The organism is Neobacillus terrisolis (assembly GCF_051233475.1).
Lineage (GTDB): Bacteria > Bacillota > Bacilli > Bacillales > Cytobacillaceae > Bacillus_BU.
In genome coordinates, this window is record NZ_JBKFGH010000016.1 from 36,162 (window position 1) to 51,300 (window position 15,139).

General features: G+C 38.6%; 14 protein-coding genes and 1 other annotated feature. Of the genes, 8 read left to right on the forward strand and 6 right to left on the reverse strand.

Annotated features, from left to right (window positions below):
- The first annotated feature begins 18 nt into the window (after positions 1–18).
- The 5 genes from ACI48O_RS11075 to ACI48O_RS11095 all read left to right on the forward strand — a co-directional run bounded on the left by ACI48O_RS11075 (position 19) and on the right by ACI48O_RS11095 (position 5,596).
- Positions 19–645 (forward strand): NAD(P)-binding protein, encoded by a 627-nt coding sequence (locus ACI48O_RS11075; RefSeq protein ID WP_435561867.1) that lies wholly within the window; start codon positions 19–21, stop codon positions 643–645.
- 227 nt (positions 646–872) lie between these two features.
- Positions 873–1,292: a hypothetical protein gene (locus ACI48O_RS11080; RefSeq protein ID WP_435561868.1), complete on the forward strand. Its 420-nt coding sequence runs from the start codon at positions 873–875 to the stop codon at positions 1,290–1,292.
- Positions 1,293–1,481: 189 nt separating this feature from the next.
- Positions 1,482–2,843: an aspartate kinase gene (locus ACI48O_RS11085; RefSeq protein WP_435561869.1), complete on the forward strand. Its 1,362-nt coding sequence runs from the start codon at positions 1,482–1,484 to the stop codon at positions 2,841–2,843.
- 75 nt (positions 2,844–2,918) lie between these two features.
- Positions 2,919–3,138 (forward strand) — a binding site (T-box leader).
- Positions 3,139–3,241: 103 nt separating this feature from the next.
- Entirely contained in the window at positions 3,242–4,333 is a 1,092-nt protein-coding gene (proB, locus tag ACI48O_RS11090; RefSeq protein WP_435561870.1) for a glutamate 5-kinase, read from the forward strand.
- 15 nt (positions 4,334–4,348) lie between these two features.
- Positions 4,349–5,596, forward strand: a complete 1,248-nt coding sequence (locus tag ACI48O_RS11095) for a glutamate-5-semialdehyde dehydrogenase (protein ID WP_435561871.1) — start codon at positions 4,349–4,351, stop codon at positions 5,594–5,596.
- Between the two features lie 308 nt (positions 5,597–5,904).
- Here ACI48O_RS11095 and ACI48O_RS11100 read toward each other — a convergent pair whose 3' ends face one another.
- Positions 5,905–6,339, reverse strand: a complete 435-nt coding sequence (locus tag ACI48O_RS11100) for a DUF1284 domain-containing protein (protein WP_435561872.1) — start codon at positions 6,337–6,339, stop codon at positions 5,905–5,907.
- Positions 6,340–6,589: 250 nt separating this feature from the next.
- On the opposite strand from ACI48O_RS11100, the gene ACI48O_RS11105 reads away from it, so the two are divergent.
- On the forward strand, positions 6,590–8,659 hold the full coding sequence (locus tag ACI48O_RS11105; protein WP_435561995.1) for a bifunctional 2',3'-cyclic-nucleotide 2'-phosphodiesterase/3'-nucleotidase: 2,070 nt from the start codon (positions 6,590–6,592) through the stop codon (positions 8,657–8,659).
- 320 nt (positions 8,660–8,979) lie between these two features.
- Entirely contained in the window at positions 8,980–9,756 is a 777-nt protein-coding gene (locus ACI48O_RS11110; protein ID WP_435561873.1) for an enoyl-CoA hydratase/isomerase family protein, read from the forward strand.
- Between the two features lie 58 nt (positions 9,757–9,814).
- Here the strand turns inward: ACI48O_RS11110 and ACI48O_RS11115 are convergent, their stop codons facing one another.
- Positions 9,815–10,603: a Cof-type HAD-IIB family hydrolase gene (locus ACI48O_RS11115; protein WP_435561874.1), complete on the reverse strand. Its 789-nt coding sequence runs from the start codon at positions 10,601–10,603 to the stop codon at positions 9,815–9,817.
- Positions 10,604–11,169: 566 nt separating this feature from the next.
- Positions 11,170–11,817, reverse strand: coding sequence for a glycoside hydrolase domain-containing protein (locus ACI48O_RS11120; RefSeq protein WP_435561875.1), 648 nt, complete (start codon positions 11,815–11,817; stop codon positions 11,170–11,172).
- A gap of 196 nt (positions 11,818–12,013) precedes the next feature.
- Between ACI48O_RS11120 and ACI48O_RS11125 the strand changes: the two genes are divergently transcribed.
- Positions 12,014–12,622 carry a LysE/ArgO family amino acid transporter gene (locus ACI48O_RS11125; RefSeq protein WP_435561876.1) on the forward strand — a complete coding sequence of 203 codons (609 nt, stop codon included), beginning with the start codon at positions 12,014–12,016 and terminating at the stop codon, positions 12,620–12,622.
- Between the two features lie 49 nt (positions 12,623–12,671).
- Here the strand turns inward: ACI48O_RS11125 and ilvA are convergent, their stop codons facing one another.
- The 3 genes from ilvA to ACI48O_RS11140 all read right to left on the reverse strand — a co-directional run bounded on the left by ilvA (position 12,672) and on the right by ACI48O_RS11140 (position 15,110).
- Positions 12,672–13,874, reverse strand: coding sequence for a threonine ammonia-lyase (gene ilvA / locus ACI48O_RS11130; RefSeq protein WP_435561877.1), 1,203 nt, complete (start codon positions 13,872–13,874; stop codon positions 12,672–12,674).
- Between the two features lie 298 nt (positions 13,875–14,172).
- Positions 14,173–14,307 carry a BA3454 family stress response protein gene (locus tag ACI48O_RS11135; RefSeq protein WP_435561878.1) on the reverse strand — a complete coding sequence of 45 codons (135 nt, stop codon included), beginning with the start codon at positions 14,305–14,307 and terminating at the stop codon, positions 14,173–14,175.
- A gap of 449 nt (positions 14,308–14,756) precedes the next feature.
- Positions 14,757–15,110, reverse strand: a complete 354-nt coding sequence (locus tag ACI48O_RS11140) for a YqzG/YhdC family protein (RefSeq protein WP_435561879.1) — start codon at positions 15,108–15,110, stop codon at positions 14,757–14,759.
- Positions 15,111–15,139: the final 29 nt, after the last annotated feature.

Below are 15,139 nucleotides of genomic sequence, written 5' to 3' on the forward strand. Positions count from 1 at the left end.
AGAAATGGTTGTGGTTAAATGAATGCCTATTATCCGATTTGTTTACATATTACAGGAAAACTGGTTGTGATTATTGGTGGAGGAAAAATAGCGGAACGAAAAATAAAAAATTTATACGATACTGGAGCAAGGATTGAAGTGGTTAGCCCGGATTTAACGAGTGAACTGCAAAAAATGGTTGAAATGCAGCAGATAGTCTGGAAAAGAAAAGCATTTTCAATTGAGGACATCGATAATGCTTTAATGGTCATTGCTGCCACGAACGATCCAGCTGTCAATCGTATGGTTAAAACATACGCAAATAATAGTCAGCTTATTTCATTAGTTGACGATCATGAGAACTCTGATTTTCATATTCCTTCCGTTTTAAGAAGGGGGAGACTTACGTTTGCTATTTCAACCTCTGGTGCCAGTCCAATTCTGGCAAAAAAAATCAAAAACAAGCTAGAACAGGATTTTGATGACCGATATGATGACTATCTTGAATTCCTTCATCGTGCACGCAGAACCATTTTACGAACTATTCAAGAACCTGACAAGAAAAAAGGGCTCCTAACCGCAATCGTGAGTGATTATTTTTTAGAAAGCGATAATCGTGAAGCAGAATTTCAAGCTCTTTTAGAACAGGAAATGGGGAACATCTAGAAAAAGTTGACAAAAAATCGTTGAAAAAGTTAGGAAAATATAATATTTCATTTTGATTATTTTGTGAAGTTGAGTACAAATCTTTTTGGGAATGTTAAAATAAAAGTGAATTATTTGTTTCTTTGAAAATTTCACCCTTTTTTGAGTATATTTGAAACGCTTTCATTCATTAAAATCACCAAGTACTTTTACATAATTAAGTAAAAAATAAATTGGGGGAAAAAAGAATGAGCGAAGAACTCAAATCTTTAATACGTGAAGTAATAAAGGAAGAACTTTCAGATTTTCGAAGGACTATAACGGAACTTCAAAATGATTTGATTGAGTTAAGAACAGATGCAGCAGACCGCTATGAAAAATTGAAATATGTGCTGGAAAATCTTGATCAACGCATGGAAGCGTTGGAAAAAAACAACGATGAAATGGGTAAAAATCTAGAGAAAATTGAACATGATCATGATAGACGAGACCGGAAAATTAGCAGTATTATTGTTCAATATCAGCATTTAGAATCGTTTATAAGCAAGGAGATTAAACGACTTGGATCCTTGCAAAACAATCAAAAGACGATTGACCTTTTATCGGCTCGTTCGATACAGCATGAGGCAGAATTGAAAGAGCTCAATCGTGTCGTTATGCAGCATTAATTATGTAAACATAGGTTAGGTGCAGCGTAAAAGCGCATCTAACCTTTTTCGTTTTTGATTCGGAAAAAGTCCTTTTCAGGAAAACAATTGTACATCTAGAGAAGAAAGTCCTTGATTCTTTTTGAATAAAGAGTAATAATAGTATATAAATTTATTTGACATAGAATTTAGAGATCAGGGGTTGTTGCTATGAAAGTCGTGAAATTTGGTGGTTCTTCTTTAGCATCGGGAGAACAGGTTGAAAAGGTATTTAAAATTGTCGTATCCGATCCGGAGCGGAAAATTGTTGTCGTTTCTGCACCAGGTAAACGGTACGCTGACGATATAAAAGTTACCGATCTTTTAATTGCTTGTGCAGAGCGCTATTTGGAGCTTGGAGAAGCAAATGAGTTAGTTGATAAAATTGTAGAAAGATATTCTACTATTGCTAATGAATTAAATATTCCTGCTGATATTATTAATACAATCCGAGAGGACCTCTTAGCCTTGCTAAATGGGGATCAAAGCTCACCTGAGCGTTATCTTGATGCGATTAAAGCAAGTGGCGAGGATAATAATGCGAAGCTGGTCGCAGCTTATTTCCAACATCAGGGTGTAGAAGCATCCTATGTTAGCCCGAAAGAAGCAGGACTCCTAGTAAGTAATGAACCAGGGAATGCACAGGTCCTACCGGAGTCGTATGCTCGTCTTTATTCTCTGCGTGAACGATCTGGAATCATTATTTTCCCAGGATTCTTTGGATATAACGAGTTTGGGCAAGTACTCACTTTCTCTCGAAGTGGTTCGGATATTACCGGTTCGATTTTGGCTAATGCCATTAAAGCAGATGTATATGAAAATTTCACTGATGTTGATGCAGTCTATTCTGTTAATCCAAGTATTGTTCAAAATCCAAAAGAAATCAAAGAGATGACTTATCGCGAAATGCGGGAGTTGTCTTACGGTGGTTTTTCCGTTTTTCATGAGGAAGCACTTCTTCCTGCATTCAGAGCTGGAATCCCGGTTAATGTAAGGAATACGAATAATCCAGGCGCACCTGGTACAAGAATTGTAAACAAACGAAGCAGTTCTGCAGGACCTGTGGTTGGAATCGCTAGTGACGGAGGATTTTGCAGCATTTACGTAAGCAAATACTTAATGAATCGTGAAATCGGGTTTGGTCGTAAATTATTGCAAATCTTAGAGGATTATGGCTTTTCCTACGAGCATCTTCCATCTGGTATTGATGATATTTCCATTATCTTAAGTCAAGGTCAAATGACAGAAGCCGTGGAAAATAAAATTATTGAGCGAATTCATAATGAGCTCCATGCTGATGAAGTGAAGGTGGAGCACGATTTAGCATTGATCATGGTTGTTGGTGAAGGAATGCGACACAATGTTGGTACAACTGCTCGTGCAGCCAAAGCATTAGCGAAGGCCCAAGTGAATATTGAAATGATAAACCAAGGATCCTCCGAGGTAAGCATGATGTTTGCTGTTAAGGAAGATTTAGAGAAGCGTGCCGTTAAAGCACTTTATGAGGAATTCTTTGTTGGAGTACCAGTATAGGAGTTTTTGTAGTTTAAAAAAAATCTGAACAATCTTGACTTTTTTTCAGACTATCTGCCATAATGAATTAAAATCAAATGAACGTTGAAGAAGGACTAGTATGCGTGTACTTTATGTGCCAGAGAGCGGTGTTTATTAGCTGGAAGACCCGCCACGATAAAGCCGTTGAACCTGCCTTCTGAGTCCTATGTTAAAGCATAGGCGCAATCTTGCGTTATCAGTTAAAGTGGGATGTATTTACTGTTACATCCAATCAAGGTGGTACCACGGAAGCAAAGCCCTTTTCGTCCTTATTATTAAGACGAAAAGGGCTTTTTTTATTGAAAACAGACAAAATATTTTTTAGAACAAGTGTTAGTGTCTATCTTCACGCTTTTCTAATTTACGGAGGATTAAAAATGGAAAAACAGCGGGTTGTTGTCAAAATAGGCAGTAGTTCATTAACAAACGCAAAAGGTGAAATCGATTATGAAAAATTCACCGACCATATTCAGGCAATCGCAGCATTACGAGAGGACGGACATGAAGTTGTGCTAGTATCCTCCGGTGCTGTTGCGGCAGGCTTTTCCCGCCTCGGTTATCCTTCTAGACCCGTTACGTTAAAGGGTAAGCAGGCTGCTGCAGCTGTTGGACAGAGCTTATTAATTCAATCGTACATGGAGCACTTAGGCAAGTTTAACATTGTCCCTGCGCAAATCCTGTTAACGAGAAATGACTTCTCAAAAAAAGGCCGGTATCGAAATGCGTATTCAACCATTACTGAACTGCTTGAGAGAGGGATTTTACCAATCATAAATGAGAATGATACCGTTTCAGTTGAAGAATTAACCTTTGGTGATAATGATATGTTGTCTGCACTAGTAAGTGGACTCGTTCATGCAGAGCATTTGATCATTTTGACTGATATTAACGGATTATATGATGCCAATCCACGCACCAATCCAGATGCAAAGAGATTCGATTTTCTTGACGAAGTAACTGACGAAATGCTTGGTGTCGCGGATGGAACGGGTTCAAACGTTGGTACAGGCGGTATGCTGTCCAAGCTGATTGCTGCTAAAACCGCGCTTTCGCTTGGAGTTCGTGTCTTTATTGGGCATGGAAACGGGCGTCAGAAATTGCTGGAAATTTTAGAAGGCAATGGTGATGGAACATATATCGGAAGTGATCAATTGACAACTGTAACAAATAATAAGCAGTGGATTGCCCTTCATTCAAAGGTTTCTGGTAAAATTTATGTTGATAAAGGGGCCGAGGATGCGCTTCTATTATACGGAAGAAGCTTACTACCTGCTGGCATTTATGATGTGGAGGGGACATTTGAAAAAGGCGAAGTTGTCGAGGTGATTGGTTCATCAGGGTTACTCGGCAAAGGGGAAGTACTCTATTCTTCCGCAGAATTGCTAAATGTAATGGGGAAACGTACAGATGAATTATCAAGTGTTGTAACAATTGAAGTAATTCATCGTGATAAATGGGTAAAAGCATAAAGGGGAGGATTGTATATGAGTGAGATTAGCAGAAAGGGAGAGGCAGCAAAAAAAGCTAGCTTTGCCTTAATCGGAGTGACGACGGAACAAAAAAATGATGCGTTAGAAAAAATTGCACAGCAGTTGTTGTTGGATCAAGCTGACATTATTAACGAGAATGCAAAGGACATAGAGCAGGGAAAACAGAATGGCTTAAATGACTCGGTTCTTGATCGAATTCTTTTAAATGAAAAAAGGATTGCAGATATGGCGGATGCAATCCGTCTTTTGGTCAAGCTTAACGATCCGATCGGTGAAAGGCTTGAATCAATTGAAAAAGAAAACGGGTTAAAAATTGTCAAAAGGAGAGTACCAATCGGCGTAATCGGCATGATATATGAAGCAAGACCAAATGTAACGATTGATGCGGCAACTCTTTCTTTAAAAACAGGAAATGCGGTTATTTTACGAGGGAGTTCTTCGGCCCAGTATTCCAATACGGCATTGGTTCAAACCATTCATCGTGCTTTAGAAAAGACAGACCTGCCTTTGGAAGCTGTTCAGTTAATTGAAGATACTAGCCGTGAAGCAGCAAAAGAATTGTTTCACTTAAACGAGTATTTAGATGTATTGATTCCTCGCGGAGGTAAAAATCTAATTGATACGGTCGTTCGTGAGGCATCTGTACCGGTATTGGAAACTGGGGCCGGCAATTGCCATATTTTTATTGACGAAACAGCTGACAAGGGAATGGCAGAGCGGATTGCCATTAATGGAAAAACGCAACGTCCATCAGTTTGCAACGCAATTGAGACCATTTTGATTCATGAAAAATGGTTTGATGAAAATGGCGAGCAATTATTAAAATCCCTTCACGATCATACAGTGGAAATCTATGGGGATGAAAAGGTCTGTCGTGTATTTAGTGCTGCCAAGCAGGCAACGGAAGAGGATTGGTACACTGAATATTTAGCACTTAAGGTAAGCGTTAAAGTTGTGAAGGATGTTGAGGAAGCCGTTGATCATATTAATCAATATGGCACAAAGCATTCTGAGGCGATTATTACTGAAAATGTGGCGAACGCGGATTTGTTTTTAACAAAAGTTGATGCTGCTGCAGTTTATCATAACGCGTCGACTCGATTTACGGATGGTTTCGAATTCGGTTACGGAGCCGAGATTGGCATTAGTACTCAAAAGCTCCATGCGCGTGGACCGATGGGACTGCCAGCTCTTACTTCGAGCAAGTATTATATTTATGGTACAGGACAAGTGCGCGGGTAAAAATAAGAGGCTGGCCTATGCTGGTGTGCCAATATATAAAAGCAGAGCGAATTCAATTAGTACTTGAATTCGCTCTGCTTTTTTTATGATTGGCTGTGTTAAACTTGACTGTTGATTTCCGCTCCAGGCGCTTGCTTTCCGCGGGGCGGGCGTTGAGCCTCCTCGGAGCTAAAGCTCCTGTGGGGTCTCACCTGTCCCGCTGCTCCCGCAGGAGTCAAGCGCCTTCCGCTCCAATCAACATTGTGTAAAAAATCAACACTGAGCTTTAACACAGCCTTATGATCAAAATTTATTGCTGTTTTTTGATATTAATTAAGTTGGCGAAAATTTTCTTTCATTTCTGCAATTCCTTCTTTACACACACCGTATTGAAGCCAAGAACAACCTTTGCATAGTTCATCTAAGTCAGCCGGCTCTACTTTAGTAGCTACAACCTCATAAAGTGTTGATTTTTGATAAATTCTTCCTGATGTTAACCCCAGATGTTTAATTACTTTTTGATCCATGGATAGTACATGTTTTTGCGATCCTTCATTTGCTTCACATATACGCTCACCGCGATGCGGGCAGGCCATACAGGCATTATCAAAGCCTACTAATACTTTGATCGGGAAATCAAGTTCCTCATTACGGAATTCTGCCACAATTTCTTTCATATTTTCAACGAATTCTTCACTATAACCCGCCCCACGAAATCCTTGGATACACAAAAGATGATGTCCCCGTAAAAACAAATCTACCACTCCCTTTACTAAGTATAATCAACACGCCAGTTACGGCTTGGATAAAATGTTAACTTTTTAATTATAAAGTTAACATAAAGGTTGGAACAAGAAAAGAAAAAAATCCCAAGGCCGATTCTTACCCGAACTTTTTTGGTATTTTACCAAGATTTTGGAAACAATAAGGAGCAATTCCCTTTCTTACATAGGTGGTAATCAATCACTTTACGAAAGTGATTATACAAATACATAAGGAGAGATCTTTTTGGAAATGCATCGTGTAAAAAAACTTCTATCAGCTTCTCTCATATTTACTATGTTAATGTGGTCATTCTATTTTCTAGGAACGGAAAAAGCAGTTGCACAGGAGGTGATCTCTGCCATAAAAGATCAGGAATTCAAAAGCCCATTATTAAACTTAAGGATAATGGAAACAACAGACGTTCATGCCAACATTTTGAGCTATGACTACAATAAAGATGAACCTTACCATAAAGTAGGCCTTGCTAAAACAGCTACACTAATTAAAAAAGCTCGGAAAGAAGTGAAAAACAGTATCCTCGTTGACAATGGAGATTTGATTCAAGGTACTCAGCTTGCTGCCTATAAAGTCAAATATGATCCTTTAAAACCTGGAGAGGTCCATCCAGTGATGAAGGCAATGAACTTGATGGGATATGACATTGCAACAATTGGAAATCACGAGTTTAATTATGGATTAGATTTTCTTGCGGAAACCTACAATGACGCAAATTTTCCATTTGTGAATGCAAATGTTTATATCGATGACCATGATGAGATTGCTGGTAATGAGAAAAATAAATACCAGCCCTATAAAATAATTAAAAAGAAAGTAATCGATCATAAAGGAAAAAAACATGTGTTAAAACTCGGATTCATTGGAATTCTTCCACCACAAGCAAATGATTGGGATAAAAAAAATCTTAAGGGGAAAGTAATCGTTAAGGATATGGTTGAATCAGCCAAAAAATTTATTCCGGAAATTCGAAGCAAGGGAGCAGATTTAGTCATTGTCCTGGCTCACTCAGGTTTCAGAGCAAATAAGGCTGATACGGAGAATGTTGTCTATGCTTTGAGTGAAATTCCGGGGATTGATGCGATTACGTTTTCCCATACCCATAAACTCTTCCCGATTAAAGGTACGGTACTAGACAACATCCTGCTTGGCCCTGATATGCAGCCTTTACCCGGGATTGATAACCGAAAAGGGACCATCAATGGGGTTCCTGTTGTCCAAGCTGGTTTTGGAGGAGGATCATTAGGGATTATTGACTTAAAGCTTGATAAAGTAAATGGAAAGTGGGAAGTTGTTGATTCCATCTCGTTTACTCGAGAAACTTGGATGGAACAAAAGGATCCGGTTTCTGGAAAGCTCGTAATCCATAGTACCGTGGAGCCAGATGAGGAAATAGTCAATGCAGTACTCCATGAACATAATGCGACAATTAAATACATTAATACTCCTATTGGAAGAACGACAGATGACATTCAAAGTTATTTTGCGTTAATTCAGGATGATCCTTCCATTCAAGTCGTAACAAATGCACAAAAATGGTACGTCGAGAATGTTATCAAAAAAGAAAAACCAGAATATAAGAATTTGCCAATATTATCGGTTAGTGCTCCATTTAAAGCTGGAAGAAACGGCTTTGAGGATTACACTGAAATTAAAAAAGGCGATTTAACGATTCGCAGCACAGGTGACTTGTATTTATATGATAATACGTTACAAGCCATAAAAGTAAAGGGGGCAGTGTTAAAGGAATGGCTTGAAATGTCGGCAGGACAGTTTAATACCATCGACCCAGCTAAACTTGAGGTTCAATCATTATTGAATCCAATTTATCCTGTATACAATTTTGATGTAATAGACGGGGTGCAATATCAGTTTGATATAACGAAGCCGGCAAAATATGATGTGACCGGCAAGTTAGTTCATCCAAACTCGAGTCGAGTGATTAACCTATCCTACAAAAATAAGCCAATTGACCCGAACGCAGATTTTATTGTTGTTACGAATAATTATCGCGCCAGTGGTGGTGGGAATTTCCCTGGTGTGAAGGGCAGTGAAGTATTGGTAGATTCAATCGATGAAAATCGCCAAATCCTTATGAAATATATTTACGATTTAAAAGAAATTACACCAACTGCTGATCAAAACTGGTCGATTGCTCCAATTAACAGTAATGTTAAAATTAGTTTTACTTCTTCTCCAAAAGGGGAAATGTATATTAAAGCGGGAAGCAGAATCTCCTTTACAAAAGAAATTGATAGCCAAGGTTATGGAATATATAAGTTGGATTTAAGTAAAAACGATTAAAGAAGGATAACGCACTTTATTGGTGCGTTATCCTTCTTAATTTTTGACTTTGTAATATTTGGGCATTGATTTCCGCTCCGACCAACAGAATTTACACGTTCATATAGTATTGTATAGTAGGAAACGTAAAGATAGTGGAAATATTTGACATAAAGTTGTAAGAAATTATCGCAGAATAGGACAGGAATAAATTATTATGAATGGAACTTTATTATGTACTAGGAAAATGTCTCCCATGGGAATGTGTATATTAGTTTTAAATGTCTATCAATGTACTTGGCCTATTAAACGTTTTTTAATAGTGGAAGGGAGCGATAAAAATGTCAAGTCCGGTACTTTTCAGAGTTGAAGACCATATAGGTCACATTGTTTTAAATCGTCCTAATAAATTAAATGCGCTTTCAGAGGCTCTCGTTGAACGCGTGGTTGAAGCGTTAAGAGTTGCTGAAGATGATCCCGATGTTAAAGTGATTATCCTTTCAGGGGAAGGCAGTTCTTTTTGCGCAGGTACTGATTTAGATGCGATGATAGAGTTAGAAACGGCAAGTGAAACTTCAAAATGGATCGAAATGACTGCATCATTAGCAAAAACGATCGTTGACTTAGATAAATATGTAGTTGCCGCAGTACAAGGATTTGCTGCGGGTGCCGGTTTCAGTATTGCTCTTGCTGCGGATTTCATTATTGCGGAAAGATCGGCCAAGTTTGCGTTAAGCTTTGCAAATTTAGGACTAATTCCAGACCTCGGATTGACGAAACATCTAGTTGACCACCTGCCATTACCAATTGCGAAGGAGTGGATTTCTTCTGGCAAGGTTATTACAGCAGAGGAAGCTTTTGCAAGAGGAATGATCAATCGCTTAACAGACCATAATGTCCTTCAAGAAGCCGTTGATTTCTCCAAGTTTATTATCAATGGTGCACCTTTATGCAATAAGTATTTAAAGCATTTGTTAAATCGTGCTGGGTCTATAAATTTGGATGTTGCCCTGATGAATGAAAATATGGTGCAAACGGTTTTGCTTCAAACAGAAGACCACAAAGAAGGAATACGTGCATTAATTGAAAAAAGAGCACCACACTTTACTGGGAATTAAATGGTATATTTTTAGTAAAAAAAAAGGCCATAGCGGCCCCTTTTTTTGTAAAAAATCATTATGATAACAGTCCTAACATTTTTAAACCATTATATATTCCTGAGTTGTCTACATCAGTTGTCGTGTGCTTAGCGTAAGAAAATAACTCGGGGTGACCATTTCCCATTGCGACGCCTTCCCCAACATAGGATAGCATTTCTTTATCATTAAGTCCGTCCCCAAAGGCAATCGCAAGCTCACGCGGTATATTTAAGTGTTGAAGCATTGAATGCACAGCGACCCCTTTATTGACTTTTTCCATAAGTACATCAAAGCAGTGTTCCATACCGTGGACGTGAACTTGTGAAAAATGAACTCCTTCATATGGAGGATAATGTTTAATTTCACTAGGATGGTTCGCTATAACGGTTAACGATAAAATATTCCCGATATCGTCAGGAGTATAGGATTGATTCTTTGTCAGACCAAAGAGATCAAAAAAATGAGTTGTTCTTTTCGACTCAAGGTTCGTCGAAAGGTTATGAGTATTGGTAAATAAAATTAATTCATGATTTCTTTCTTCAGCTACATTTATATAGGTGCTGAGAATGTTTTCATCGACTTGCTCTTTGAAAATTTCATTGCCTTTATAGATTGCGTAAGCTCCATTGTAGGAAATAAACGAATCAATTTCCAGTTCTGAAGCGATATCCTGTAATTCATGAAGCGGCCTTCCCGTTGCTAAGATCACTTCAATACCTTTTAATTTCATCTTTGAAATGGCTTCTTTAGTGGAATCCTCAATGGTGTGATCTGTTCGCAAAATGGTTCCGTCAATATCTAAGAATATAATTTTATAATCCTTCATTCATGAAACTCCTTACTTTATGTTTACTCCTATTAAATGAAGTAGATGATTTGCATAATATCAGAATAGCATACTTAAACCAAAAATCGTCTATTTTTGATCACAATCTGTCGCCATTATATATTTTTGTTAAATATCATACTTAAAAATAGGCTCTGGTAAATTTGCCTGTTGATTGCAGAGAGAGGTGCTCCCGCACCTTAGGGGGAGTCCGGGAGCCTGTCTAGCTGCAGCGGCAAGGGGCTCGGGGTCATAAGCCAATCCGACAAGAAGGTCAAAGAACGACCTTCTTGTCGGCTCGTCTTATGCCTGTCGCCCCTGGGCAAGCCGCTTCCGCTTTTCTTTCTCCTCGGCGCTAGCGCCTGTGGGGTCTCCCGTGACACCTTCTCCCGCAGGAGTCTCGCACCTGCAACGAAGATCAACAGAGTTCTCAAAACCAACATTGTTCTTTAACACAGCCCAAAAATAAACAGCTTAACAACTAAAAAAGGCTCTCCGTTAATAAACGGAAGCCATCTTCATTCGAGTCCTCAAGTTTTTGAATAAGGAGATCCCGGGGTACTTTACTACCATAAGAGTTCAAACAGACTTTGATTAATGAGGTTCGTATCAATTGGGCATTCTGAGGCATCACGCCCATATTGCCAGCCCCAAACATTTGACTTACAAGGTGGCTTAGAAGGTCTAAATCTAGGAGTGTTTCTTGCCTTTGAAACACCTGTTTCCGGTCGGGCACTCCATAAAACAACATGATTTGCCAAGTTGCTGTTATTTGCAATCGCTTCACCATACCCTTGTTGGAACTTTCTCTCGATCGGATCAAAATAAATACCAGCTTTATAGTCACTATTAAACATTGTATTAATAAAAGCGGTAATCCAAGCTGCATCAACGGAAAAATGCCGCTCGACATTAGCAAATAAGATTTTGCCTTTTGGAATCCCAAGTCTTTTCGCTTGGTAGATCATATTATTAGCAACAGTCCGGCCTTGCCGCTCTCCAATTGCGCTTGTAAAATTACTATAAATCGGCAATATTTTCGTGCCGCTGTTACGAATTAATCGAACCTCATCTCTTGTTAATCCTTCTGCTGCATTCGGGACAGTAACGATATAACGGCCCCAATAGGAGGGCTTTCCAAACTGATTTAACACACGATCATATAACTCTTTATTCACCATCGCTGCCGAGTCAACACCCCAGAAGTAACTCAATCGATTCAGTCTCCTTTCCAGATTAAACTGTAATCATACAATATATGTGTTAAGACTGAATTGAATTCTCTGTTAAGTGAAATGGGTAAAAATTGGCCCCGTTTAAGAGGATTTTATGTTACGATTTCATAATGGAAAGATGAAGAATTGAAGGAATTAAGATATGAATTTTTAACACCATTTTAAGGAGACATAGATGATTAGTGCAGCGATACACGGGTTTATTTTAGCCTTAGGATTAATTCTCCCTTTAGGAGTTCAAAATGTATTTGTATTTAACCAGGGAGCTTCTCATAAAAAATTAGTGAATGCTCTTCCAGTAGTGATTACAGCAGCAATTTGTGATACATTTCTTATCACATTAGCAGTATTAGGGTTTTCCGTTGTGGTGTTGGGAATACAGTGGATTAAACTAACATTACTAATTGGGGGAATCGTTTTTTTATTTTACATGGGTTTTGTTATATGGAAAAGCAAACCTAGTCTACAGACTGACATATCAAAAATTATGACTCCTAGAAAACAAATGCTATTTGCAGCATCTGTTTCACTTTTAAATCCACATGCTATTATGGATACGATCGGAGTGATCGGGACTAGTTCAATATCCTATATTGGTCAAGGAAAAATTGTTTTTACTCTATCATGTATATTCGTTTCATGGATTTGGTTTTTCGGGTTAGCTATCGCAGGTAGAGCTGTAGGAAACTTCGACCGAAAGGGCAAATTTTTAACCGCCCTTAACAAAATATCAGCCATTATTATGTGGGGGACAGCTATCTACTTGATTTTTACTATTAATTAAATAACCTAGAAGGCATTAAATCCGCCCAATCATCAAGGCGGATTTAATGCTATTTTTGAATTTCATAACCTTTTTTCGTTAGTTCTTGAATAATATGTTCAACGTGATTATGGTCCTTTGTTTCTACCGATAGGTTTAATAATGCATAGCCAGGGAAAATTTTTTCCCCAATATGCTCCAGGGAAAGGTTTAAAACATTTGCTTCGAGTGTAGTAATAATTCCGAGGAGTTTCTCCAGCTCCCCTGGCTTGTCTTTTAAAGAAAGGGACAAATGGACAAATCTCCCAGCTTCAACCATTCCACGTTCAATGATCCTCGAGATAAAACTAACATCGACATTCCCACCACTAATAACGGCAATGGTCTTCTTATTCACAATCGGGATTTTATGATACAACAGTGAGGCAAGGGAACTTGCACCGGAGCCTTCAACGAGTAGCTTGTTTCGTTCAAGCACCATTAACATCGTTCTGGCAATTTCCATTTCATCTACACAGAAAACTTCATCTACGTATTTTTGCACCATTTTGAAGGTAAGCTCCCCTGGTTTTTTAACAGCAATTCCGTCGGCCATCGTCGGCATCGAATCAATCGACAATGCTTTCTTTGCCTGTAACGACTGTTTCATACTGGGACAGGCAAGTGCTTCAACTCCATAAACCTTCACATCTGGTTTTTGCTCTTTTATTGCCATAGCAAGTCCTGCTATAAGACCTCCGCCACCGACAGGGCAGACAACAGCCTCAACGTCTGGTAGCTGTTCAAGTATTTCAAGACCGACTGTTCCTTGACCGGCGATAACGTATTGATCATCAAAGGGATGAACAAACGCCGCGCCTGTTTGTTCCTTTAACTCAAGTGCATAATCAAGTGCTTCGTCAAATACGGTACCATGTAATTCAACCTCAGCTCCGTATCGCCTTGTAGCTTGAATTTTACTTAATGGTGCCCCTTTTGGCATTACAATTGTACATGGAATACCTAGTAAGCTTGAGGAAAAAGCAACACCTTGGGCATGATTTCCAGCGGAGGCCGCTATTACCCCTTTATTCAGTTCACCCATTTTTAGTGAGATCATTTTGTTGAAAGATCCTCGAACTTTAAAGGACCCGGTTTTTTGCAGGTTTTCGAGCTTTAAGTAAACTTCATTATTGGCAAGAGAACTAAAGGTTTTTGAAAAGTCGAGAGGAGTTTGATGAATCATCCCCCTCATTTTTTCCCTAGCAACGAAAATATCATCCAATGAAATCATAAAAAAAATGCCTCCTCCATCATATTCTTTACGATCCATTGCGGTTTATTCGTCACCTGGATTTGGATGGAGGAGAGCATACTGTTTTTAAATTTTGGCTGTGTTAAAGCTCAGTGTTGATTTTTTACACATGTTGATTGGAGTGGAAGGCGCTTGACTCCTGCGGGAGCAGCGGGACAGGTGAGACCCCACAGGAGCTTTAGCTCCGAGGAGGCTCACCGCCCGCCCCGCGGAAAGCAAGCGCCTGAAGCGGAAATCAACAGTCAAGTTTAAGCACAGCCTAAATTTTATATGTTTTTTAATGTGACCATTGTTTTTTTACTTGCTCAAAGGCCATTTGTCTGATGGTATCTTCGCAAGTCTCTTTTTCTGTTAGAACATTAGTTACATAGTTTTTACCCCGATAATTAATAGTAACAGTTACTTTGATCATAAAATTACTCCCTTCTCATTTTAAATAGTAAATTGGTTAGCATGGATTAAAAGATTTTTTGCGAAAATAAAATCTTCTTAGGGTTGCGGAGTTATTCCGCTGAAATTGAGGAAAACTTCTTAGGCTTTTTCAAGCTGATTAAGGGTTGTTAGGGTGGCTTACGTTTGATGAAGATCACTATTCTTTGAATAGAAATCAAGGAAATAAGCGGCACATCCAGATATATTGTTTCTAGTATATGACCATATAAGAGGATAATCAAGAACATACGCTCGACAAATTACTACTGTGTTAACGCTTGCAATTCGTGTTTTGTCGGATGGGCAGAATTTTCATTTTATTTTGTCGGAAAAATATTATTTGGTTATAAAATAAAAAACACTGGAAAAGATCCAGTGTAAAACAGTGGGAAATGTATATTCGGTTCAATAACGGAATAGGTAAGATGGTTATTTTGTTGTTTCTTTGTAAAAAATATTGCGAATTTTTTCGGTTTTTGTCTCAAATTCGATCGTAATAAAAAGGCCGAATTCTCGGTTATTTTCTCTTAACCAAAGTTTAAACGTTTCTGTAGTGAATTCGTTTTTTTCATTCCTGCCCACATGCAGGTAATCGACAACCGCTGCATTAGGATATTTTTCTTTAGCTTTCTTTACGGCGAGTTGACCCCATTTTGCATATGCTGGAACGGGTTTTTGTACATCCTCAGCAACTTTCGCGAACGTGACCTGTTCGGCGGGGTACTGGAGGATTGTATATAAAAAACATGCAAACAGAATGGGGAATAGTTTTTTGGAGGACATATTTACACCTCTTTTAAATCATTTATTTC

Excerpts from the sequence above, each read along its gene's own strand:
- ACI48O_RS11075 (WP_435561867.1), top strand. The coding sequence starts at position 19 with ATGAATGCCTATTATCCGATTTGTTTACATATTACAGGAAAACTGGTT.
- ACI48O_RS11080 (WP_435561868.1), top strand. The coding sequence starts at position 873 with ATGAGCGAAGAACTCAAATCTTTAATACGTGAAGTAATAAAGGAAGAA.
- ACI48O_RS11085 (WP_435561869.1), top strand. The coding sequence starts at position 1,482 with ATGAAAGTCGTGAAATTTGGTGGTTCTTCTTTAGCATCGGGAGAACAG.
- proB (WP_435561870.1), top strand. The coding sequence starts at position 3,242 with ATGGAAAAACAGCGGGTTGTTGTCAAAATAGGCAGTAGTTCATTAACA.
- ACI48O_RS11095 (WP_435561871.1), top strand. The coding sequence starts at position 4,349 with ATGAGTGAGATTAGCAGAAAGGGAGAGGCAGCAAAAAAAGCTAGCTTT.
- ACI48O_RS11105 (WP_435561995.1), top strand. The coding sequence starts at position 6,590 with ATGCATCGTGTAAAAAAACTTCTATCAGCTTCTCTCATATTTACTATG.
- ACI48O_RS11110 (WP_435561873.1), top strand. The coding sequence starts at position 8,980 with ATGTCAAGTCCGGTACTTTTCAGAGTTGAAGACCATATAGGTCACATT.
- ACI48O_RS11115 (WP_435561874.1), bottom strand. The coding sequence starts at position 10,603 with ATGAAGGATTATAAAATTATATTCTTAGATATTGACGGAACCATTTTG.
- ACI48O_RS11125 (WP_435561876.1), top strand. The coding sequence starts at position 12,014 with ATGATTAGTGCAGCGATACACGGGTTTATTTTAGCCTTAGGATTAATT.
- ilvA (WP_435561877.1), bottom strand. The coding sequence starts at position 13,874 with ATGATTTCATTGGATGATATTTTCGTTGCTAGGGAAAAAATGAGGGGG.
- ACI48O_RS11135 (WP_435561878.1), bottom strand. The coding sequence starts at position 14,307 with ATGATCAAAGTAACTGTTACTATTAATTATCGGGGTAAAAACTATGTA.
- ACI48O_RS11140 (WP_435561879.1), bottom strand. The coding sequence starts at position 15,110 with ATGTCCTCCAAAAAACTATTCCCCATTCTGTTTGCATGTTTTTTATAT.